This is a genomic window from Pseudomonas sp. WS 5021, assembly GCF_012985535.1.
GTDB lineage: Bacteria > Pseudomonadota > Gammaproteobacteria > Pseudomonadales > Pseudomonadaceae > Aquipseudomonas.
The window spans coordinates 838,876-859,730 of sequence record NZ_JAAQWP010000001.1 but is presented as its reverse complement, the minus strand read 5'-3'; the positions used below and the strand labels follow the sequence as shown (position 1 = coordinate 859,730).

Sequence of the window (20,855 nt, the reverse complement as noted above, 5' to 3'; positions counted from 1 at the left end):
CAGCGCCGCGATGCAGCAACCCGACAAGCCAGCGCCTTGCCCCCTCAAGCATCTTTTGCAAGATTCCAAGCCCCTCATATGGCTACACTGCGCAGGTGGCGCAGGCCGGATGCCTGCGTAGAATCTCGACATCAGTGTGGTAGCAGGAGAGTGGCGTGCTAAGAAGAATGGGGATAAAAGGCCGCGTACTGTTGCTGACCTTGTTGCCTACCAGCCTGATGGCATTGCTTTTGGGCGGTTATTTCACCTGGATGCAGCTCTCGGACCTGCAAACCCAATTGCTCAATCGCGGCGAGATGATCGCCGAACAGCTGGCGCCGCTGGTGGCACCGGCACTGGGCAACAAGAACACCGATCTGCTGGAACGCATCGCCACCCAGTCCCTGGAACAAGTCGATGTACGGGCCGTGTCCTTCCTGGCGCCCGACCGCACGCCCCTGGCCCATGCCGGCCCGACCATGCTCAACCAACCGCCCATCGGCAACAGCTCGCACCTGTTGCAACGCACCGGCAATGACGCCACCCGCTACCTGCTGCCCGTGTTCGGCCGTCATCGCAACCTCGCTGGCGAGCTGATCCCCGACGAAGCCGATCGCCTGCTGGGCTGGGTCGAGCTGGAACTGTCCCATAACGGCATGCTGCTGCGCGGCTATCGCAGCCTGTTCGCCAGCCTGATGTTGATCGCCATCGGCCTGATCTGCACCGCCGCCCTGGCCTTGCGCATCAGCCGCACGATCAACTCGCCCATCGGCCAGATCAAACAAGCGGTGGCGCAGCTCAAGGATGGCAACCTGGAAACCCGCTTGCCGCCCCTGGGCAGCCAGGAGCTGGATCAGTTGGCGTCCGGCATCAACCGCATGGCCGAAACCCTGCAAAATGCCCAGGAAGAACTGCAACACAGCATCGACCAGGCCACCGAAGACGTGCGCCAGAACCTGGAAACCATCGAGATCCAGAACATCGAGCTGGACCTGGCCCGCAAGGAAGCCCTGGAGGCCAGCCGCATCAAGTCGGAGTTCCTGGCCAACATGAGCCATGAAATCCGCACGCCGCTCAATGGCATCCTCGGTTTCACCCACCTGTTGCAGAAAAGCGAGCTGTCGCCCCGCCAGCTGGATTACCTGGGCACCATCGAAAAGTCCGCCGACAACCTGCTGGGCATCATCAACGAAATTCTCGACTTCTCGAAAATCGAAGCCGGCAAGCTGGTGCTCGACAATATCCCGTTCAACCTGCGCGACCTGCTGCAAGACACCCTGACCATCCTCGCCCCGGCCGCCCACGCCAAACAGCTGGAGCTGGTGAGCCTGGTCTACCGCGATACGCCGCTATCGCTGGTGGGCGACCCGCTGCGTCTCAAGCAGATCCTCACCAACCTGGTCAGCAACGCCATCAAGTTCACCCGCGAAGGCACCATCGTCGCCCGGGCCATGCTCGAAGACGAACAGGAAGACAGCGTGCAATTGCGCATCAGCGTGCAGGACACCGGCATCGGCCTGTCGAACCAGGATGTGCGCGCCCTGTTCCAGGCCTTCAGCCAGGCCGATAACTCGCTGTCGCGCCAGCCCGGTGGCACTGGGTTGGGCCTGGTGATCTCCAAGCGCCTGATCGAGCAGATGGGCGGTGAAATTGGCGTCGACAGCACGCCGGGCCAGGGTTCGGAGTTCTGGATCAGCCTCAACCTGCCCAAGACCCGCGACGATATCGAAGACCTGCCCGCCCCGCCGCTGCTGGGCCGGCGCGTGGCGGTGCTGGAGAATCACGAACTGGCGCGCCAGGCCCTGCAACACCAGCTGGAAGACTGCGGCCTGGAGGTCACGCCGTTCAACAGCCTGGAGAACCTGACCAACGGCATTACCAGCGCACACCAGACCGAACAGGCGATCGACCTGGCCGTACTGGGCATCACCGCCAACGACATTCCGCCGGAGCGCCTCAACCAACACCTGTGGGACCTCGAACACCTGGGCTGCAAAGTGCTGGTGTTGTGCCCGACCACCGAGCAGATGCTCTTCAACCTGTCGGTGCCCAACCCCAATAGTCAGTTGCAGGCCAAGCCGGCCTGCACCCGCAAATTGCGCCGGGCGCTGTCCGACCTGATCAGCCCGCGGCCGTTGCGCAGCGAACCGGGCGAGCCGCTGTCCAGCCGCGCGCCACGGGTACTGTGTGTCGACGACAACCCGGCCAACCTGTTGCTGGTACAAACCCTGCTCGAAGACATGGGCGCCAAGGTGCAGGCCGTGGAAAGCGGCTATACCGCCATCGAGGCGGTGAAAAAAGAAGCCTTCGACCTGGTGCTGATGGACGTGCAGATGCCCGGTATGGACGGGCGCCAGAGTACCGAGGCGATTCGCCAGTGGGAAAGCGAGCGCCACGGCACGCCGCTGCCTATCGTCGCGCTGACGGCCCACGCCATGGCCAATGAAAAGCGCGCCCTGCTGCAAAGCGGCATGGATGACTACCTGACCAAACCCATCAGCGAACGGCAACTGGCCCAGGTGGTGCTCAAATGGACCGGCCTGGCCCTGCGCAACCAGGGCCCGGAACGCGCCGTCGAAGGCCACGGCCCCGCCGCGCAACTGCCGGTACTCGACCATGAGGAAGGCCTGCGCCTGGCGGCCGGCAAGGCTGACTTGGCCGCCGATATGCTGGCCATGCTGTTGGCGTCCCTGGAGGCCGACCGTGAGGCGGTCTGCGTTGCCCGCGAAGCCAACGACAATAACGCGCTGATCGAACGGGTACACCGCCTGCACGGCGCCACCCGCTACTGCGGCGTGCCGCAATTGCGTGCAGCCTGCCAACGCGCCGAAACCCTGCTCAAGCAGGATGACGCCAAAGCCATGGCCGCCCTCGATGAGCTGGACCTGGCCATTGCCCGCCTGGCCAGCGAAGCGCGGGTCAACGCCTGATGCAGAGCAACACGCCCAACGCCAATCACGGGCAACATCTCCTGTAGGCGCCGGTACGCCGGTGTCTACAGGATTTGTGTCACCACACGCTATTTTGCAGGGAGCCTTTTGATGCGCATCATCCTCTTCAGCAGCCAGACCTACGACCGCGACAGCTTTCTCGCCCAACCCTTGCCCGCAGGCATGGAGCTGCAATTCCAACCGGCGCGCCTGAACCTCGACACCGTGGCCCTGGGCGACAAGCACGAAGTGGTCTGTGCGTTTATCAACGACGACCTCAGCGCCCCGGTGCTCGAACACCTGGCTGCCGGCGGCACGCGGCTGATCGCCCTGCGCTCGGCCGGCTACAACCATGTAGACCTGGCCGCCGCCAAGCGCCTGGGCCTGACCATCGTGCGCGTGCCGGCGTACTCGCCCCACGCGGTGGCCGAACATGCCGTGGCCCTGGTACTGGCCCTCAACCGCCGCCTGCACCGCGCCTACAACCGCACCCGCGACGGCGACTTCAGCCTGCACGGCCTGACCGGCTTCGACCTGGTGGGCAAGACCGTGGGCGTGGTGGGCACCGGGCAGATCGGCGCGACCTTTGCCAAGATCATGGCTGGCTTTGGCTGCACCTTGCTGGCGTACGACCCCTATCCCAATCCGCAGGTCGAAGCCCTTGGCGCGTGCTATGTCAGCCTGCCCCAACTGCTGGCCGAGGCGCAGATCATCAGCCTGCACTGCCCGCTGACCGCCGACAGCAAGCACCTGATCAATGCCCAATCCCTGGCCCATATGCAGCCGGGGGCGATGTTGATCAATACCGGGCGTGGTGGCCTGGTGGATACCCCGGCGCTGATCGAGGCGCTCAAGGACGGGCAATTGGGCTACCTGGGCCTGGATGTGTACGAAGAAGAAGCCCAGCTGTTTTTTGAGGACCGCTCGGACCTGCCCTTGCAGGACGACGTACTGGCGCGCCTGCTGACTTTCCCCAACGTGATCATCACCGCGCACCAGGCATTCCTCACGCGCGAGGCGCTGGCGGCGATTGCCGGGACCACCCTGGCCAATATCCAGGCCTGGGCCAACCACCAGGCACAAAACCTGGTGCACGGATGATCAACGGTCACATACCGCGCGCATGGTAAACGGACGAGCGTGATAGGATGCCGCGCCTATTTGGAGGATCCATGGCCGAACACGATTTCCGCTTCAGTTTGCTGAGCCCACAACACACCCTGATCGAATGCCGCGCCCTGGTGCCGGGTCGTTACCAAGTCACCGGCAATGGTGGCTCGATCAAGCATGGCGATGTGCTGATCGTCACCTTGCGCGGCAGCAAGACCCTGTCGATGCGCCTGACCGTCGAAGGCGATGCGCGCTACTCCATCCGCCCGGCCGGGCAATGGGTGGCCATGGCGCAGGGGCCGAAGTTCGGCGAACTGGAGATTCACACCTGGAAGGTCAATTGCGACAGCTGCGACGCCGTGCTGGAGTTTGAGTTCTCGGTAGAAACCAAACTGACCAAGGAACCGCTGCAACCGGCCGCCACTGCGCGCATTGCCGAGTTGGGCTGGGCCACCGTCGGCGACAAGCACCGTTGCCCGAAATGCCTGCAGGCCGCGCCATGAAGAGCCTGCTGATGGTCGCAGCGCTGGGCGCAGGCCTTGCCGGCTGCGCCAGCGATGAGGTCAAGCTCAAGCAGGATCACAGCTATATCGTCGAATGGATCGGCGAACGGCCCCTGATGGACTACGCCCACCTGACCGTGACCCTCGGAGCCGATGGCCGGGCCTATGGCAATGGCGGCTGCAACCACTGGTTCGCACCCTACAGCCTGGACGGTGACAAACTCAGCTTTGGCAAGATCGGCAGCACCCGCAAACTGTGTGCCGAAGCCCTGATGGAGCAGGAGCAGCGCTTCTTCAAGGCCCTGCAAACCGTGCAACGCTGGGACATCTCGCCCATCGAGCAGACCCGCTTCTGGCCTGCCGAAGGCAAGCCACTGCGCTTGTGGCTGGAAGAAGGCTGACCCGTTGACGATTGCGGTGTGCCGGGCATACCGCAATCGCCAGCGAGCAACCGTTTAGCCGCGCAGCTCCTTGAGTTTGGCCAATACCCCCGCCGCCGTCTGCTCGCCCAACATCTGTGCCCGCACCTTGCCCTTGTCATCGATGATGTAGGTCACCGGCAACGCTTCGCTGCGCGGAATATCAAAAATCGCCTCGGGATTCTGCGCCAGTACGGTGAACTTGATGCCCAGCTTCTCGCTGGCGCTCTTGAGCTCTTCACCCTGCACATTGTCGAAGTTGACGCCGAACACGCTGACCGGCTGGCCCTTGAGTTGCTCGGCCAGGGCGTTGAGTTCGGGGATCTCGATGCGGCACGGGCCACACCATTCGGCCCAGTAATTGATCACCAACCATTGTTTGTCGACGCGCTCGGACGCGACTTTCTGGCCGTATTGGTCAACGCCATAATCATTGCCGCAGCCGCTGAGCAGGAGTGTGGTGATAACTGCCAGTGCGCCTATCAGTCGCCGTGTCATGGGGTAATCCTTAGCAAAAATGAACGTGGGCTGCGGCCGATCGCCTCTTACGGTTTAAGGACACGCCGCAGCGCGGGTAGAATACCCGCCACCTTACGCAAGATGCGACCCGCACATGACCGATCTGACGCTTTATCACAACCCGCGCTGCTCGAAATCCCGCGGTGCGCTCGAACTGCTGCAAGCCCGTGGCCTCACGCCCAACGTGGTGCGTTACCTGGAAACACCGCTGGACGCCGCGCAGCTTGAAGCCCTGCTCGGCAAGCTGGGGATCGGCGCCCGGCAATTGCTGCGCACCGGCGAAGACGAATACAAGACCCTCAACCTGGCCGACGCCAGCCTCAGCGAGGCGCAGTTGATTGCCGCCATCGCCGCCCATCCCAAATTGATGGAACGGCCGATCCTGGCCACCGCCGACAAGGCCGTGATTGGCCGTCCGCCGGAAAACATCCTGGAGCTTCTGCCGTGAGCGCGCCCTATATCCTGGTGCTGTATTACAGCCGCAACGGCTCGGTCAGCGAAATGGCCCGGCAGATTGCCCGGGGCATCGAGCAAGGCGGCCTGGAAGCGCGCCTGCGCACTGTGCCGGCGATCTCCAGCGAGTGCGAAGCCGTCGCCCCGAGCATCCCCGCCGAAGGCGCACTCTACGCCAGCCTCGACGACCTGAAGAACTGCGCGGGCCTGGCCCTGGGCAGCCCGACGCGTTTTGGCAACATGGCCGCACCGCTGAAGTACTTTCTCGACGGCACCAGCAACCTGTGGCTGACCGGCGCCCTCGTAGGCAAGCCAGCCGGGGTCTTCACCTCGACCGCCAGCCTGCACGGCGGCCAGGAAACCACCTTGATGTCCATGCTGCTGCCGCTGCTGCACCACGGCATGCTGATCACCGGCCTGCCCTACAGCGAACAGGCCTTGCTCGACACCCAGGGCGGCGGTACGCCCTACGGCGCCAGCCACCATTCCGGCGCTGACGGCAAACGCGCCCTGGACCCCCATGAAATCGCCCTGTGCCGCGCCCTGGGCCTACGCCTGGCGAAAACTGCGGCGAAACTGGAGAGTGGCCGTGGCCAAGAAGCCTAAAGTCCTGCCGGCCCAGGCCTGGCTGGAACCCCGGGTCAAAGTGGCACGGGCCTTGAGCCTGCTGGCGTTCCTGGGCCTGGTGGGGTTGCTCTGCGTGTACTACCTGCTGGTCGCCGACCTGCATGGCGCGCGGCCCTGGGTGATCTTGCTGATCGAACTGGTGCCGTTGCTGATCCTCGCGCCGGGCATGCTCATGGGCAGTGCGCGCGGGCATTCGTGGATGTGCTTTGTGGTGAATCTGTATTTCATCAAGGGCGCACTGGCGGCCTATGACCCGAACCGCCAGTGGTTTGGCGTGCTGGAGATGCTGGCGAGCCTGGCGGTGTTCTGCACGGCGCTGCTGTATGTGCGCTGGCGGTTCCAGTTGAATCGGCGGTTGGCGGGGGAAGGTCAGCCAGCCTGAGGGGTATGTGGGGCCAGCCAGGCCCCCATCGCAGGCAAGCCAGCTCCCACAGGGGAATGCATTCCAAATGTGGGAGCTACGATGGTGCGACGATTCGACTTGCCTGCGATGGCAGCACCGCGGTCTCAATGGTTGACGGTAAACGCCAGCATCATCGACAACTGGCACATCGGCCGCCCGCTCTCGGCGTGCCATTGGTTGAACGCCGCTTGCACCGTCGCCAAATCCCGCAGGCTGGTGGGGGCCTTGTCGACAATCTCCTGCGCATTCAGCGCCGCGACCACGTCGTAGCTCGGCACAAACGTGTCCTTGCCCACCATGCGCAAAAAGCGCGGCGCCGACAGCCCGCCCAACTGGTGGCCGTGCTTGCTCAGGTATTTCCACAGGCCGACGATATCGGTCACCGGCCAGTCGGCGATCAACGCCGCGAAGCTGCCCTTCTCCTGCTCGACATCGAGGATCATCTGCGCATTGCGCGGCACGCTCTTGAGCTTGCCCAGGTGGCGGATGATCCGCGTGTCCTGCATCAGCCGCTCAAGGTGCTCGGCGCCCATCAACACGACCTTCTCGGGATCGAAGCCGAAGAACACTTGCTCGAACGCCGGCCACTTGGCGTCCACCACACTGTGCTTGAGCCCGGCGCGAAACACCCGCAGCGACAGGGTCGACAGGTAGCGGTCATCGCTGATCTGGCGCAATTGCGCCGGCGTCTTGGGCACAGGCAGGTGGGCTTCGAGCTCGGCCGCCGAACCAAAGCGGTTCAGACAGTATTCGTGCAGCCATTTGTAATCGCGCATGCCCTCTCCTACGGGTTGAAATGAAAACGGCGCCTATGAGCGCCGTCTGTCAGAGCCTGGAAAAGACTCAGAGGTTCACAATGTTGACGAAGCGCGAAGCGGCGGTCTCGTCGATGCGCAGGCTGGTGAAGTCGAACAGGTTGCGGTCGGCCAGCTGCGACGGGATCACGTTCTGCAAGCTGCGGAAGATGCTTTCGGTGCGCCCCGGCGTCTTGCGCTCCCACTCCTGGAGCATGTCCTTGACCACCTGGCGCTGCAGGTTCTCCTGGGAGCCACAGAGGTTGCAGGGGATGATCGGGAATTGCTTGAAGTCGGAGTAGGCCTGGATGTCCTTCTCGTTGCAATACGCCAGCGGGCGGATCACCACGTTGCGGCCGTCGTCGGCGCGCAGCTTGGGCGGCATGGCCTTGAGGGAGCCGTTGAAGAACATGTTGAGAAAGAACGTCTCGACGATGTCGTCGCGGTGATGACCCAGGGCCATCTTGGTTGCGCCAATTTCATCGGCAAAGGTGTACAGGGTGCCACGGCGCAGGCGCGAGCACAGCGAGCAGGTGGTCTTGCCCTCCGGGATCAGTTCCTTGACCACCGAATAGGTGTCTTTCTCGACGATGTGGTACTCGATGCCCAGGGTCTTGAGGTAGGCCGGCAGCACGTCCTCGGGGAACCCGGGCTGCTTCTGGTCCATGTTGACGGCAACGATGTCGAACTTGATCGGCGCGACCTTCTGCAGGTGCATCAGCACGTCCAGCATGGTGTAGCTGTCCTTGCCGCCGGACAGGCAGACCATGACCTTGTCGCCCTCCTCGATCATGTTGAAGTCAGCGACAGCCTCACCGGCCAGGCGCCGCAGGCGTTTTTGCAGTTTGTTCTGATTGACGGTAAGGGTGCCCATGGCGCTTGGATCCGCGAAAAAGGTGTGTGACGAAAAGCCGGGCATTTTAGCGGTATGGAGCACCGAGTTCCAATGTGGGACGGGCTTGCTCCCGATAGCGGCAGTCTAGCCACTGTTGCTGGTAACTGACCCACCGCCATCGCAGGCAAGCCAGCTCCTACACTTGATCTGTGGTGGAGCCAAAATTCTCTGCCCCAGTGAGATCCCCTGTGGGAGCGGGCTTGCCCGCGATAGCGGCAGTCCAGCCACTGTTTCTGGCAACTGACCCACCGCCATCGCAGGCAAGCCAGCTCCTACACTTGATCTGTGGTGGGGCCAAAATTCTCTGCCCCAGTGAGATCCCCTGTGGGAGCGGGCTTGCCCGCGATAGCGGCAGTCTAGCCACTGTTGCTGGTAACTGACCCACCGCCATCGCAGGCAAGCCAGCTCCTACACTTGATCTGTGGTGGGGCCAAAATTCTCTGCCTCAGTGAGATCCCCTGTGGGAGCGGGCTTGCCCGCGATAGCGGCAGTCCAGCCACTGTTTCTGGCAACTGACCCACCGCCATCGCAGGCAAGCCAGCTCCCACAGGGGACTGCATTCCACGTCACAGACCCAGGCGCGATTAAGCCCAGTGTTTACAGCGCAATTTGCTCTAAAGCCCCACACTTTTTCCGGTCATGACTTCCTATACTGCGACATAAGGTCGCACATGTATCCAGACCTTTCAGGCCACTTGGCCGGCGGGCGCTCCGCTTGGGGGGCGATGGCAATAACGACAGGAGTGACTGGCATGATCCATCACGTCGTGGGGCTTTTCACCCATCCCGACCAGGAATGGCGGGAAATTCGTGGCGATAAAGAAGAAAGCATCGGCCACATGTACCTCACTCACACGCTGATTCTTGCGGCGATCCCCGCCGTATCAGCCTTTATCGGCACCACCCAGGTCGGCTGGGTCATCGGCAATCGCTCCCCGGTCATGCTGACCCAGGAAAGTGCATTGTGGATGACTATCATGTCGTACCTGGCGATGCTCGGCGGCGTTGCGGTGATGGGCGCCTTCATTCACTGGATGGCGCGCACCTACGACGCCAATCCGAGCATGGCGCGCTGCGTCGCGTTCGCCACCTATACCGCGACGCCACTGTTTATCGGCGGGCTGGCGGCGCTGTATCCGCATATGTGGCTGGGCATGGTCGTGGGCACGGCCGCCATCTGCTACACGGTGTACCTGCTGTATGTGGGATTGCCGACCTTCATGAGCATCGACCCGGACGAAGGCTTCCTGTTTTCCAGCTCGGTACTGGCCGTAGGCCTGGTGGTACTGGTGGCGATCATGGCGTTTACCGTGATTGTCTGGGGCCTGGGCGTGGGGCCGATCTACACCAACTAGCCGTCTTACCAGCGCAGGAACAGCCACCGCAAGGTGGCTTTGTGCGTTATGCATGACCATTCGGCGCCTGACAGATTCGGAAACACCCGTGGATGCGGCATACTGGGCGTCTCTGGAGATATGTACAGCATGCCCGAGCAACTCAATACCCGCGTCGAAGATTGTTTCCTACAAGCCGAATCCTTTTTCAAACGAAGTTTCAAACGCCCCCAGGTCAGCCTCAAGCTGCGTGGGCAGAAAGCCGGTGTCGCGCATTTGCACGAGAACCTGCTGCGCTTCAACCCCCAGTTGTACCGAGAAAACAGCCAACACTTCCTCAAACAGACGGTGGCCCACGAAGTGGCGCACTTGATCGCCCACCAGTTGTTTGGCGAGCGCATCCAGCCCCATGGCGAGGAATGGCAACTGATCATGCGCGGGGTCTACGAACTGCCGCCTGATCGCTGCCATACCTATGAGATTCAGCGCCGGCGGGTGACCCGCTATATCTACCGGTGCCCGTGTGCCGACAGTGACTTCCCGTTCTCGGCCCAGCGCCATGGGCTGGTGAACCAGGGCCGGCGGTATTTGTGCCGGCGCTGTCGGGAGACGTTGGTGTTTACTGGGGAGACGCGGGTGGAGTGAGGTTTTTGGGGGCCTGTTTGGGCCCCTTCGCGGGCAAGCCCGCTCCCACATTTTGATTTGTGAATACATTCAGAATGTGGGAGCGGGCTTGCCCGCGATGGGGCCCGAACAGCCACTACCCCACCACCCTGGCACCCCGCAGCTCGGCTATCCGCTGAGTACTGAAACCCAACTCCCCCAGCACCTCATCACTGTGCGCCCCCACCGCAGCGCCAATATGCCTCGGCTGCGGCACGCCCTCGGAAAACTTCAGCGGGCACGCCATCTGCGCCTGGAACGAGCCATCCCCGCGGGGCACTTGGCTCACCAGCTCGCGGGCCTGCAACTGCGGATGCTGCAGGGCTTCGCCCAGACTGAGCACCGGCTCGACGCAAGCATCGACCCCGGCAAACAACGCACACAGCTCCTCGAAGCTGTGCCGCTCAAACTCCACTTGCAGCGCCTGCTTGAGGGCCTTTTGCTGTTCGGGCTTGGGCGACAAGCCCTGGGCCGCCAGCTCCGGGCGCCCCAGCGCAGTACACAATTGCTGCATAAACCCCGGTTCCAGGCTACCCACCGACAGCCAGCGCCCGTCCCGCGAGCGGTAGTAATCGTAGAAGCTGCCGCCATTGAGTATCTGGTCTTCGCGCCCAGGCTCCACGCCACAGGCTAGGTAGGCCGCGCCGGCCATGGCGTTGAGGCTGAAGGCGCAGTCGGTCATGCTCACGTCCAGGTACTGGCCCAGCCCGCTGTGCTGGCGCGCAATCACTGCCGCCAGCAGGCCGACCACGGCATGCAACGAGCCGCCGCCCACATCCGCCAATTGCACGCCCAGGGGCACTGGGCCGCTGTCCTGGCGCCCGGTGTAGCTGGCGACGCCAGACAGGGCCAGGTAGTTGATGTCATGGCCGGCGCGGTCCTTGTAGGGGCCTGTCTGGCCATAGCCGGTGATGGACACATAGATCAGCTTCGGGTTGAGCGCCTTCAACGCCTCATACCCCAAGCCCAGACGCTCCATGACTCCGGGGCGAAATTGCTCCAGCACAATGTCGTACTCCGCCACCAATTGCCGCACGATCTCCAGCGCCTCGGGCTGCTTGAGGTCCAGGGCCAGGCTGCGCTTGTTGCGGTTGAGGTAGGCATGACTGGCCGACACGCCACGGTCGTGGGGCGGCAACACCCGCAGCAGGTCCATGCGCGTGGGGGATTCGATGCGCAGCACCTCGGCGCCCATGTCCGCCAACAGCAGCGAGGCAAAAGGCCCCGGCAGCAAGGTCGAGAAATCCAGCACTTTAAGGGACGCCAAGGGGCCTGACATGGGAGCTCCGATTCCAGTTCGATGGGGCACAGAGTAGTCAGCCTTGGGCAACAGCGGCAATTACCGTAAGCATCATCGACAGTGACCGTTGTGCTCGTGCGCCCATAAAAAAACCCATCCGAAGATGGGTTTTTCAGGACTGCGCCAGCGTTTACTTGATCGCTGGTGCTGGGCCTTCGGCCACGCCCAGGTCATCCAGTTCGCGGGTTTCGGAGATACCGGTACCGCCGGAATCCAGCTCGCTTTGCAGCTTGTCGGTGTCCAGTTCCTTGACCCACTTGGCGACGACGATGGTCGCCACGGCGTTACCGACCAGGTTGGTCAGGGCACGGGCCTCGGACATGAAGCGGTCGATACCGAGGATCAGCGCCAGGCCGGCAACCGGCAGGTGGCCAACCGCCGACAGGGTTGCGGCCAGGACGATAAAGCCACTACCGGTCACGCCCGCAGCGCCTTTGGAGGACAGCAACAGCACCAGCAGCAGGGTGATCTGGTGGGTGATGTCCATGTGGGTGTCAGTCGCCTGGGCGATGAACACGGCAGCCATGGTCAGGTAGATCGAAGTACCGTCGAGGTTGAAGGAGTAGCCCGTCGGGATCACCAGGCCTACAACCGACTTCTTGGCACCCAGGCGTTCCATCTTGATCAGCATGCGCGGCAGTGCGGACTCGGAGGAGGAAGTACCGAGGACGATCAGCAGCTCTTCACGGATGTAGCGCACCAGTTTCAGGACGCTGAAGCCGTGGGCGCGGCAGATGCCACCCAGGACCACCAGCACGAACAGCACGCAGGTGATGTAGAAGCAGATCATCAACTGGCCCAGTTGCACCAGCGAGCCGACACCGTAGGCACCGATGGTGAACGCCATGGCGCCCAGGGCACCGATTGGCGCAAGCTTCATGATCATGTTGATGATGTTGAACATCACGTGGGCGAAGCGATCGATGAAGTCCAGCACCGGCTTGCCGTAGGCACCCAGGCGGTGCAGGGCGAAACCGAAGATCACCGAGAACATCAGCACTTGCAGGATATCGCCGTTGGCGAAGGCGCCGACGATGGTGTTGGGGATCACGTTGAGGATAAAGCCGACGATGCTCTGGTCTTTACCGGCAGTGACGTAGGCCGCGACTTTCGAAGCGTCCAGGGTCGCAACGTCGATGTGCATGCCAGCGCCTGGCTGCACCACGTTGACCACGACCAGGCCGATCAGCAGGGCAATGGTGGAGACGATTTCGAAGTACAGCAGCGCGTAGCCGCCGGTCTTGCCCACCGACTTCATGTTCTGCATGCCGGCGATGCCGCTGACCACGGTACAGAAGATGATCGGGGCGATGACCATTTTGATCAGCTTGATAAAGCCGTCACCCAATGGCTTGAGGGCCACACCGGTCTGCGGGTAGAAGTGACCGAGCAGGATACCGATAACGATGGCAACGATTACCTGGAAATACAGGGTTTTGTAGAACGGCTGACGAGTCGTCATTGCAAAGTTTCCTCAAGAGTCCCGTGGGGCAAATATCCGCCATTGCCCACGACACTTGAATTGCGAACCCTCCTGCACTGGAGGGATTTGTTTTGGCGAGCTGCTGGCTGGCAGATCTGTAATCCTTATCGCAAACGGCGTGCCACTTTCCTCAAAAGCCCTGGAGCCCGCAAACCATGGGGGTTGATGGCTATCAGCGGTGGTTTTGCAGATGACGACAGGTGGCGGATATCCGCCCAGCGATCCGATCTCGTCCTACAATTTGGCGGATATCCGCCTTGTCCACCCACAGCACGATGGCTACCATCGGCCACTCAATGGACGAGGCCCCTGCATGCGCGAACGCACCATCGCCAGTCATTACGCCCGCGCCGCCCTGGGCGGCGCGCGCCGGGCCGGCTACGACTGCTCGACGCTGTTGCAGCAACTGGGGATTACCCCGGAACTGCTGGCAGAACCCCGCGCGCGCATCGCGCCGGAGCAGTTCACGCAACTGTTGCAGCGGTTGTGGCTGGCCCTGGATGACGAATACCTGGGCTTCGCCGATGGGCCGAGCAAGCGCGGCACCTTTGCCATGATGTGCCACGCACTGATTCACTGCCGCACCCTGGAGAAGGCCCTGGAGCGCGGGCTGCTGTTCTACAGCCTGTTCCCCCAGGGGCCACGCTGGCGCCTGAGCCGTGAAGGCGACATGGCGCGCCTGAGCCTGGATGACTCGCAACTGTGGGACCCGGATCATTTCTTGAGCGAAAGCCTGCTGGTGATCTGGCATCGCCTCGGCAGTTGGCTGATTGGCCAGCGTATCCGCCTGGAGCAGGCAACCTTCAGCTACCCGATGCCGGCCCATGCCAGCGAATACGACCTGCTGTTCCCCTGCCCTCTGGTGTTCAGCGCGTCCAGCAGCAGCCTGCTGTTCCACTGCCGCTACCTGAACCTGCCTCTGCTACAGGATGAGCGCACCCTCAAGCTCTTCCTCGAACGCTCACCCGCCGACCTGCTGTCCCGGCCAGACGAAGGCGACAGCCTGCGCAGCCAGTTACGCCGCCTGCTGAGCCGCGACCGCACGCCCTGGCCAGACCTGGAGGCCGTGGCGCAGCACCTGCACATCAGCCCCCAGACCCTGCGCCGGCATTTGCGTGACGAAGGCACCAGCTTCCAGGCACTCAAGGACGAATTGCGCCGCGATATTGCGATTTTTCATCTGGGGCGGGCGGATCTGTCGTTGCAGGAGATTGCCGAGCAGCTGGGGTTTTCCGAGCCGTCGGCGTTTCATCGGGCGTTCAAGAAGTGGACGGGGGTGACGCCGGGGGCTTATCGGGCGCAGGAGAGTTGAGGTCGGGCCCCATCGCAGGCAAGCCAGCTCCCACATTTAATTGTGTTCACACATCAAAATGTGGGAGCTGGCTTGCCTGCGATAGGGCCGGCGAATCAACAAAGATCACAGCGCCGGAAAATGAATCCTGAACGCCGCGCCTCCTAAAGGCGAATCCCCCAGGGTCAACCGCGCGCCGTAGCTTTCAATAATATCCTTGACCACCGCCAACCCGATCCCCTGCCCCGGATGCTGGCGATCCAGGCGCTCGCCGCGCTGCAGGATCCGCGCACGCTGGTCGGGGGGCACGCCGGGGCCGTCGTCTTCGATGCACAAGCGCACGCCATCGGCACCTTCATCCAGGGTCACGCGCACTTCGCTCAGGCACAGGCGGTAGGCGTTTTCCAGCAGGTTGCCGAGCAATTCCAGCAAGGCGCCCTGCTCGATGGGCACGTCGCATTGCTCCGGCAACGCGAAAGACACCCGCACGCGTTTGTCGCGGTAGACCTTGTCCAGGGTGTCACACAGGCTTTGCAGCACCGGCCGCAAGCGCACCTGGTGGCGCACCAGGCCGCTTTTGCGCAGGCTGGCGCGCTGCAACTGGTAGCTGATCTGCTGGCTCATGCGCTCGATCTGCGACTGCAGGACCCTCGCCTGCTCAAGGTCCTGGGGGCGCTGGGCCATGTCTTCACTCACGCCCTGCAACACCGCCAGCGGGGTTTTCAGGCTGTGGGCCAGGTCGTCCAAGGAGTCACGGTAACGGGTGCGCTGCTCGCGCTCGCTGTGCAGCAAGCGGTTGAGGGAGCCGGTCAGGCGCAGCAGCTCCCGCGGGTGTTGCTCACTGAGGCTTTCGCGGGTGCCGCCTTCGATTTCATCCAACTCCTGACTCAGCCGGCGCAAGGCCTGCAAGCCCCAGGTCAGGCCGATCCACAGCAGGCTCAACAGCACCAGCAAGGCGGCGCCGAAGCCCAGGTAGAGGTTTTCCCGCAGGCCTTCCAGGGTCACCTGGTATTCGCGCACCGGTTGCAGGGCGACGATACTGAACGCCGCGCTCTTGCCCCCCAGTAGCTTGACCTCGACGTCATACACGAAGAATTCCTGGCCGTTGGCCTCGCGAATCTTCGCAAACTCATTGCCGCGCCCGTCGTAGCGCGGGCGGTAGTTGATGTTTTCTTCGCGGGTCGCCCGCGAACGCCAGACCAGGTGGCCTTCGCGGTCATAGATGTAGCCCAGCAGGCGGCTGTCGGTCAGGTTGAAGCGCTCGTCCGGCAACTGCGCCGGCATCAGCAAGCGGTTGTTATCAACCCGCGCGGCAGAGATCAGTGTGGTCACATCCGACGCCAGGCGCTGCTCGATGGAATCCTGCAACGCCAGGCTGAACGCGCCCTGCATCGCCGGCAACAGCGCCAGCATGAACAACACGGCCAGGGTGGTGGCCGCCAGCATCAGGCGCACACGGAGCGAACGGATCAACGGCAGCGCTCGTTAAACAGGTAGCCCAGGCCGCGCACGGTATCGATGGGCTTGAACCCGGCCGGGCCTTCGAGCTTGCGACGCAGACGGCCGACCAGCACCTCGATCACGTTCGGGTCGCGCTCGTCGTCATCGGGATAGAGTTGTTCCATCAACCGGTCCTTGGCCACCACTTGCTGGTGATGACGCATCAGGTATTCGAGGATCCGGTACTCATAGGCCGTCAGCGCCAGGGGCTGTTCGTCGAGGGACGCCTGCTTGCGGTTGAGGTCCAGCAGCAGCGGGCCGGCGACGATGGTCGATTGGGTAAAACCGCTGGAGCGGCGCAGCAGTGCGTTCATCCGTGCCTCCAGTTCCTCGAACTGGAAGGGCTTGACCACATAGTCGTCGGCCCCGGCGGCCAGGCCTTCGACCTTGTCCTGCCAGTTGCCACGCGCGGTCAGGATCAGGATCGGGAAGGTCTTGGCCTGGGCCCGCAGTTGGCGGATCAGGTCCAGGCCGCCCATGCCGGGCAGGCCCAGGTCGATGATCGCCAGGTCGTGATTGAATTGCCCAGTCTGGTACAGCGCCTCTTCGGCGTTGGCCACGGCTTCGACCACGTGGCCGCTGTCGCCAAGACGGGTCAACAGGTGATGGCGCAACAACGCCTCATCTTCGACAACCAACAATTTCATAACGCTCTCCAAGGCCAATCCACTGTCCCGCAGGGAAACATCATAGCGGCCCTGAAGGTATGCTTGTGCAGTTTACGGCCGTTGAACTGAACACAGTCTGAACCGGCGGGCTACCCAGGTGTGTGCCGCCCCGTGCAGAATAGCCGCCATGAACCTGATACCCGCCTGCTGCACCCCACTTGATGATCATTGGCCGCTGCCCGTCGCCTTGCCCGGCACGGTGTTCCTGAGCACCCGTTTCGAACCCAAACTGCTCGAGGCCGGTGACTTCCAGCGCTGCGCCGTGCCGCCACCGGCCAGTATCCAGCGTTCGGTGGCCAAGCGGCAGGCGGAATTTCTGGCCGGACGGCTGTGCGCCCGCAGTGCCTTGCAACGGCTCGAAGGCCTGGACTGCATCCCCGCCATCGGTGAGGACCGCGCGCCGGTCTGGCCCGCTCATATCAGCGGCTCGATCACCCATAGCACGGGGCATGCAGCGGCTATCGTCGGGCACAAGGCGCAATGGCGCGGGCTGGGCATGGACCTGGAAAACCTGCTGCCCCTGGAACGGGCCGAGCGCCTGGCCGGGGAAATCCTGACCGCCGATGAGATGCAACGCATGGCCGCCGGGCTACGGGAGCAGATTGCGCAGTGCGTGACCCTGACGTTTTCGGCCAAGGAGAGCCTGTTCAAGGCGCTCTACCCGATTGTGCACAAGCGCTTCTATTTTGAGCATGCCGAGGTGCTGGAGTGGTCTGAGACAGGCTCGCTGCGCCTGCGGTTGCTGACGGAGTTGTCCAGTGAGTGGTGTTATGGCAAGGAGTTGGAGGCGCAGTTTGTGGTGCATGAGGGGCAGTTGTTGAGTGTGGTGGCTATCGGCGCCTGATAGATAGCTATCGCGGGCAAGCCCGCTCCCACATTTGACGGTGTTCACCCATCAAAATGTGGGGCTTGCCTGGGATGTCGGTCTCAAGGTTTGTCCTGATCCCGAGGCCAACTCAGGCTGAAACACGCGCCCCCCAGATTGTTGCTCTTGCTGATCAACGCCCGCCCGCCGTGCCAGTAGATAATCCGCCGCACAATCGACAAGCCCAGGCCATGCCCGCCCGAGGCCCGGGTGCGGCTGTCATCCAGGCGCAGGAAGGGGGTAAAGATCCGCTCCCAGGCACTTTCCGGAACCCCTGGGCCATCGTCTTCGACATCGATACGGCAACGCACCTGGCCCACCTGGTAGCTGATCAGCACCCGCGACTGGGCATGGCGCATGGCATTGCTCACCAGGTTTTGCAGGGCGCGGTGCAGATAGCGCGGCTCGGCATCGACCCAGGCCCCGTCCAGGTGCGCCGATGACAGGCACACCCCCCGCGCCACGTCGATCCCCGGCCGCAGGGGCGCCAACTCGCCGATCACCTGGTCGAGCAAGGCACTCAGGTCGACCCGCTGGAAACTCAAGGCCGGCGACCCCTGCTCCAGGCGGGCATAGGTCAGCATCTCGTCCACCAGGCCGTCGAGGTCCTGGATATCGCTGTCCATGCCTTCCATATATTTACGCCGGGCTTCGGGGGTGGCGGCTTCGCCGATCATCTCCAGGCCAAAACGCAGGCGCGCCACCGGCGTGCGCAGTTCGTGGGACACCGCGCGCACCAGTTCGCGCTGGATCGCCAGCAGGCGCTGCAAGTGCTCGGCCATGCCGTTGAAGGCCGATGCCAGGCGCCCTACCGAGTCGGCACCGCGCGCCGGCACCCGGGCTTCCAGGTTGCCTTTGGCGATGCGCGTGGCGGCCGCTTCCAGCCCGCGCAGGCGGCGTTCCAGCTGGCGCACCAGCAAATACACGATCAGGCCGATCAGGGTCAGGCCGATCAAGGCGATCAGCACCAGCCATTGCGCCGGGTAAGGGTTCATCTGGTACAGCGGACCGATTTCCAGGACCCACGGCGTGCCGACCATGCCGGCAAACACGCGGATCGAGTCGCCGCCCTTACCCAGGGCCATCACCGTGTCGCCTTCAGCCACGCGCCGCCGCTGGTCCTCGTCCATGTCGGCTTCGTTCGGTTTCAGCAGGTGCATTTCAAAGCCGAAACCCTTGGCCTCCTTCAGGTCTGCCAACCGTTGCGGCTGCTCGGCCACCGGAAACCGCACGAGTTCGTCGGCCAGCAAATAAATGGTGGCCCGGGCCAGTTGCTCGCTGATCTGCTGCACTTCGCCGGTGAGCAGCAGTTGCTCTTTTTCACTGACCAGGCGCAACACCCGGGCCGCATGGGGCCCGGTCTGCTCCACCAGGACCTGGCCCCGCTGCAGGCGATTGCGCTGGCTCAGGTCCAGGCGGGCATCCGCCACCGCCTGCAATTGCAAGGGAATCCCCAACAAACGCTCCCACACTGCCAGGGCGCGCTGGCGCTCGATGCTGCTCATGGGTTGCAGGTTGTCGCCCATCAGGGCAAACGTGCCGTGGGCCAGGCGCTCGCGGTACTGGCCGCTGCGCACCTCATTGAGCAGATGCAGGGCCAGGACGCCGAGCAGGGCCACCAGGATCAGCGCCGCACACATGCCGCCATAGATGCGCAGGAAGATCGAGTTCACGACAGCATATCGGAGCAAGCTTCGGGGACGAACAGGTAGCCTTTGCTGCGAATGGTCTTGATCAGGCGTGGGTGGATCGGGTCGTCGCCGATTTTCGGACGGATCCGCGAGATGCGTACGTCAATGGAGCGGTCCTGGCCGTCGTAGCCGATCCCGCGCAGGGCGGTGAAGATCTCTTCCCGGGACAGGATGCGCCCGGCATTGGCCACCAATAGCCACAACAGGTCGAATTCGGCGCTGGTCAGCTCGATACCGCCGTCGTGCAGCCAGGCTTCGCGCAAGGCGTTGTCCACCACCAACGGGCCGAATTGCAGGCGCCGCTGTTTTTCCGCGGCAGCGGGCTCGGCGCTTTCGCTGCGCCGCAGCAAGGCCTGGATCCGCGCCAGCAGCAGGCGCGGGCGCACGGGTTTGCATACATAGTCATCGGCGCCCATGTCCAGGCCCAGGACCTGGTCCATGTCGTCGGTACGCGCGGTGAGCATCAGGATCACCCCGTCGTAGCGCTCGCGCACCTTGCGGCAGATGCTCAGGCCGTCTTCGCCGGGCAGCATCAGGTCGAGGATCACCAGGTCCGGCTGCTCGGCAATGATCCGCGCCACCGCCAGGGCGCCGTTGCCCTCTATGGCGACCCGCAGGCCGTTGCTTTCCAGGTAGTCACGGGTCAACTCAGCCAGACGCTGGTCATCCTCGACAATCAGTACCTGCCAGGCTTCTTGCTCCACGGGTGGTCCTCGTTTTTATAAGGGATTTGTCCGGACTGCGCAGTTCCAAATGTGGGAGCGGGTTTGCCCGCGATAACGGTGGATCAGTAGTAGATATGTTGCCTGACACACTGCTATCGCGGGCAAGCCCGCCCCCACATTTGGATCTTCGCCAGCCATACCTAATTTGTCATGCACAAAGGGCATAACCGTGTAGGAATAAAAGGCCGATTGTAGCCATGGCCCAACCCTCAAACACAAGCCAGGAAATGCATTCGGTGATCGCGTTTTTTTGTGATAGGGTTCGCGCCCGCAAAAATCCAACCGGGTGTTTTCAGCTTGGAATATTCGGTGACAAACGGTGCGATGCAGCAGTACTGCGGCCTACACGGTGGTTCTACCTTTCATACACATTTTACCCACAGCGTTATCCACAGGTAGTGCGTTGCTAAGCCCCCCAAAACGCATTATCTTGTACCTCGTCGCCAAAAAAACCCTACATGTAGGGTTTCAAGCGAAAAGACCAAACACAAATCAGACAAGAAACTCAAGTGCTTTCTTGCTCCTGTTTGGTGGAACTTAAACCTTTTTCGAAAGCCCAAACCGCGCACGCGGATGGCTGCTGTTTTCAAGCCCGAAGGGGAGAAAGCGGTACGGGTGTTGCAATACGAACCACACCCACTCAGGAATACGGCAAAGAGCCCAAGGCTCGGCGCCGAAGACTTCGGCATGGAAGCGGCGCGAA

General features: G+C 62.8%; 20 protein-coding genes. 11 read left to right on the top strand and 9 right to left on the bottom strand.

Features of this window, described 5'->3' with window-relative positions; translation table 11 throughout:
• The first annotated feature begins 155 nt into the window (after nucleotides 1–155).
• The 4 genes from HBO19_RS03935 to HBO19_RS03920 all read left to right on the top strand — a co-directional run bounded on the left by HBO19_RS03935 (nucleotide 156) and on the right by HBO19_RS03920 (nucleotide 4,923).
• A complete protein-coding gene (locus tag HBO19_RS03935; protein ID WP_169955197.1) occupies nucleotides 156–2,909 on the top strand; it encodes a response regulator in 2,754 nt (917 codons plus the stop codon).
• A gap of 111 nt (nucleotides 2,910–3,020) precedes the next feature.
• The gene (locus tag HBO19_RS03930; protein ID WP_170056931.1) at nucleotides 3,021–4,010 is read left to right on the top strand and encodes a 2-hydroxyacid dehydrogenase; all 990 of its coding nucleotides are present in this window, start codon (nucleotides 3,021–3,023) and stop codon (nucleotides 4,008–4,010) included.
• A 71-nt stretch (nucleotides 4,011–4,081) separates the two neighbouring features.
• Entirely contained in the window at nucleotides 4,082–4,522 is a 441-nt protein-coding gene (locus tag HBO19_RS03925) for a hypothetical protein (RefSeq protein ID WP_170056930.1), read from the top strand.
• A complete protein-coding gene (locus tag HBO19_RS03920; RefSeq protein ID WP_169955194.1) occupies nucleotides 4,519–4,923 on the top strand; it encodes an META domain-containing protein in 405 nt (134 codons plus the stop codon). Before HBO19_RS03925 ends, HBO19_RS03920 begins: the two co-directional genes overlap by 4 nt.
• A 54-nt stretch (nucleotides 4,924–4,977) precedes the next feature.
• Here the strand turns inward: HBO19_RS03920 and HBO19_RS03915 are convergent, their stop codons facing one another.
• Complete coding sequence (locus tag HBO19_RS03915; RefSeq protein WP_057439622.1) at nucleotides 4,978–5,439, bottom strand: TlpA disulfide reductase family protein; 462 nt, start codon at nucleotides 5,437–5,439, stop codon at nucleotides 4,978–4,980.
• Between the two features lie 115 nt (nucleotides 5,440–5,554).
• Between HBO19_RS03915 and arsC the strand changes: the two genes are divergently transcribed.
• The 3 genes from arsC to HBO19_RS03900 are packed head-to-tail and all read left to right on the top strand — an operon-like array spanning nucleotide 5,555 to nucleotide 6,922.
• Entirely contained in the window at nucleotides 5,555–5,908 is a 354-nt protein-coding gene (arsC, locus tag HBO19_RS03910) for an arsenate reductase (glutaredoxin) (protein ID WP_169955193.1), read from the top strand.
• Nucleotides 5,905–6,519, top strand: a complete 615-nt coding sequence (gene wrbA, locus HBO19_RS03905) for an NAD(P)H:quinone oxidoreductase (protein WP_169955192.1) — start codon at nucleotides 5,905–5,907, stop codon at nucleotides 6,517–6,519. The genes arsC and wrbA overlap by 4 nt, the downstream gene beginning before the upstream one ends.
• Nucleotides 6,503–6,922, top strand: a complete 420-nt coding sequence (locus HBO19_RS03900; protein ID WP_038442506.1) for a DUF2069 domain-containing protein — start codon at nucleotides 6,503–6,505, stop codon at nucleotides 6,920–6,922. The genes wrbA and HBO19_RS03900 overlap by 17 nt, the downstream gene beginning before the upstream one ends.
• A gap of 125 nt (nucleotides 6,923–7,047) precedes the next feature.
• Here HBO19_RS03900 and HBO19_RS03895 read toward each other — a convergent pair whose 3' ends face one another.
• Together HBO19_RS03895 and ttcA are read right to left on the bottom strand one after the other, a co-directional pair.
• Nucleotides 7,048–7,719 carry a DNA-3-methyladenine glycosylase I gene (locus HBO19_RS03895; RefSeq protein WP_057960415.1) on the bottom strand — a complete coding sequence of 224 codons (672 nt, stop codon included), beginning with the start codon at nucleotides 7,717–7,719 and terminating at the stop codon, nucleotides 7,048–7,050.
• Nucleotides 7,720–7,786: 67 nt separating this feature from the next.
• Nucleotides 7,787–8,611: a tRNA 2-thiocytidine(32) synthetase TtcA gene (gene ttcA, locus HBO19_RS03890; RefSeq protein ID WP_029299748.1), complete on the bottom strand. Its 825-nt coding sequence runs from the start codon at nucleotides 8,609–8,611 to the stop codon at nucleotides 7,787–7,789.
• Between the two features lie 773 nt (nucleotides 8,612–9,384).
• Between ttcA and HBO19_RS03885 the strand changes: the two genes are divergently transcribed.
• Both HBO19_RS03885 and HBO19_RS03880 read left to right on the top strand, forming a co-directional pair.
• On the top strand, nucleotides 9,385–9,987 hold the full coding sequence (locus HBO19_RS03885) for a Yip1 family protein (protein ID WP_057439628.1): 603 nt from the start codon (nucleotides 9,385–9,387) through the stop codon (nucleotides 9,985–9,987).
• Between the two features lie 129 nt (nucleotides 9,988–10,116).
• Nucleotides 10,117–10,611, top strand: a complete 495-nt coding sequence (locus HBO19_RS03880) for a SprT family zinc-dependent metalloprotease (RefSeq protein WP_169955190.1) — start codon at nucleotides 10,117–10,119, stop codon at nucleotides 10,609–10,611.
• Nucleotides 10,612–10,726: 115 nt separating this feature from the next.
• Here HBO19_RS03880 and HBO19_RS03875 read toward each other — a convergent pair whose 3' ends face one another.
• Nucleotides 10,727–11,908, bottom strand: coding sequence for a CaiB/BaiF CoA-transferase family protein (locus HBO19_RS03875; RefSeq protein WP_170056929.1), 1,182 nt, complete (start codon nucleotides 11,906–11,908; stop codon nucleotides 10,727–10,729).
• 151 nt (nucleotides 11,909–12,059) lie between these two features.
• Nucleotides 12,060–13,391, bottom strand: a complete 1,332-nt coding sequence (locus HBO19_RS03870) for a dicarboxylate/amino acid:cation symporter (RefSeq protein ID WP_169955188.1) — start codon at nucleotides 13,389–13,391, stop codon at nucleotides 12,060–12,062.
• A gap of 334 nt (nucleotides 13,392–13,725) precedes the next feature.
• On the opposite strand from HBO19_RS03870, the gene HBO19_RS03865 reads away from it, so the two are divergent.
• Nucleotides 13,726–14,724 carry an AraC family transcriptional regulator gene (locus HBO19_RS03865; protein WP_170043767.1) on the top strand — a complete coding sequence of 333 codons (999 nt, stop codon included), beginning with the start codon at nucleotides 13,726–13,728 and terminating at the stop codon, nucleotides 14,722–14,724.
• Nucleotides 14,725–14,829: 105 nt separating this feature from the next.
• On the opposite strand, the gene HBO19_RS03860 is transcribed toward HBO19_RS03865, so the two are convergent.
• The gene (locus HBO19_RS03860) at nucleotides 14,830–16,176 is read right to left on the bottom strand and encodes an ATP-binding protein (RefSeq protein WP_170043768.1); all 1,347 of its coding nucleotides are present in this window, start codon (nucleotides 16,174–16,176) and stop codon (nucleotides 14,830–14,832) included.
• Nucleotides 16,173–16,850, bottom strand: a complete 678-nt coding sequence (locus HBO19_RS03855; RefSeq protein WP_169955185.1) for a response regulator transcription factor — start codon at nucleotides 16,848–16,850, stop codon at nucleotides 16,173–16,175. Before HBO19_RS03855 ends, HBO19_RS03860 begins: the two co-directional genes overlap by 4 nt.
• A 148-nt stretch (nucleotides 16,851–16,998) precedes the next feature.
• Between HBO19_RS03855 and HBO19_RS03850 the strand changes: the two genes are divergently transcribed.
• On the top strand, nucleotides 16,999–17,715 hold the full coding sequence (locus HBO19_RS03850; protein ID WP_170056928.1) for a 4'-phosphopantetheinyl transferase superfamily protein: 717 nt from the start codon (nucleotides 16,999–17,001) through the stop codon (nucleotides 17,713–17,715).
• A gap of 83 nt (nucleotides 17,716–17,798) precedes the next feature.
• Here HBO19_RS03850 and HBO19_RS03845 read toward each other — a convergent pair whose 3' ends face one another.
• Nucleotides 17,799–19,409, bottom strand: coding sequence for an ATP-binding protein (locus HBO19_RS03845; RefSeq protein ID WP_170056927.1), 1,611 nt, complete (start codon nucleotides 19,407–19,409; stop codon nucleotides 17,799–17,801).
• Nucleotides 19,406–20,131: a response regulator gene (locus tag HBO19_RS03840; protein ID WP_170056926.1), complete on the bottom strand. Its 726-nt coding sequence runs from the start codon at nucleotides 20,129–20,131 to the stop codon at nucleotides 19,406–19,408. Before HBO19_RS03840 ends, HBO19_RS03845 begins: the two co-directional genes overlap by 4 nt.
• Between the last annotated feature and the right edge of the window lie 724 nt (nucleotides 20,132–20,855).

Bases quoted from the DNA above. Each gene is read 5' to 3' on its own strand.
- arsC (WP_169955193.1), top strand. From the start codon at position 5,555: ATGACCGATCTGACGCTTTATCACAACCCGCGCTGCTCGAAATCCCGC.
- HBO19_RS03930 (WP_170056931.1), top strand. From the start codon at position 3,021: ATGCGCATCATCCTCTTCAGCAGCCAGACCTACGACCGCGACAGCTTT.
- HBO19_RS03870 (WP_169955188.1), bottom strand. From the start codon at position 13,391: ATGACGACTCGTCAGCCGTTCTACAAAACCCTGTATTTCCAGGTAATC.
- HBO19_RS03875 (WP_170056929.1), bottom strand. From the start codon at position 11,908: ATGTCAGGCCCCTTGGCGTCCCTTAAAGTGCTGGATTTCTCGACCTTG.
- HBO19_RS03855 (WP_169955185.1), bottom strand. From the start codon at position 16,850: ATGAAATTGTTGGTTGTCGAAGATGAGGCGTTGTTGCGCCATCACCTG.
- HBO19_RS03885 (WP_057439628.1), top strand. From the start codon at position 9,385: ATGATCCATCACGTCGTGGGGCTTTTCACCCATCCCGACCAGGAATGG.
- HBO19_RS03920 (WP_169955194.1), top strand. From the start codon at position 4,519: ATGAAGAGCCTGCTGATGGTCGCAGCGCTGGGCGCAGGCCTTGCCGGC.
- HBO19_RS03865 (WP_170043767.1), top strand. From the start codon at position 13,726: ATGCGCGAACGCACCATCGCCAGTCATTACGCCCGCGCCGCCCTGGGC.
- HBO19_RS03925 (WP_170056930.1), top strand. From the start codon at position 4,082: ATGGCCGAACACGATTTCCGCTTCAGTTTGCTGAGCCCACAACACACC.
- ttcA (WP_029299748.1), bottom strand. From the start codon at position 8,611: ATGGGCACCCTTACCGTCAATCAGAACAAACTGCAAAAACGCCTGCGG.
- HBO19_RS03895 (WP_057960415.1), bottom strand. From the start codon at position 7,719: ATGCGCGATTACAAATGGCTGCACGAATACTGTCTGAACCGCTTTGGT.
- HBO19_RS03880 (WP_169955190.1), top strand. From the start codon at position 10,117: ATGCCCGAGCAACTCAATACCCGCGTCGAAGATTGTTTCCTACAAGCC.
- HBO19_RS03850 (WP_170056928.1), top strand. From the start codon at position 16,999: ATGAACCTGATACCCGCCTGCTGCACCCCACTTGATGATCATTGGCCG.
- HBO19_RS03915 (WP_057439622.1), bottom strand. From the start codon at position 5,439: ATGACACGGCGACTGATAGGCGCACTGGCAGTTATCACCACACTCCTG.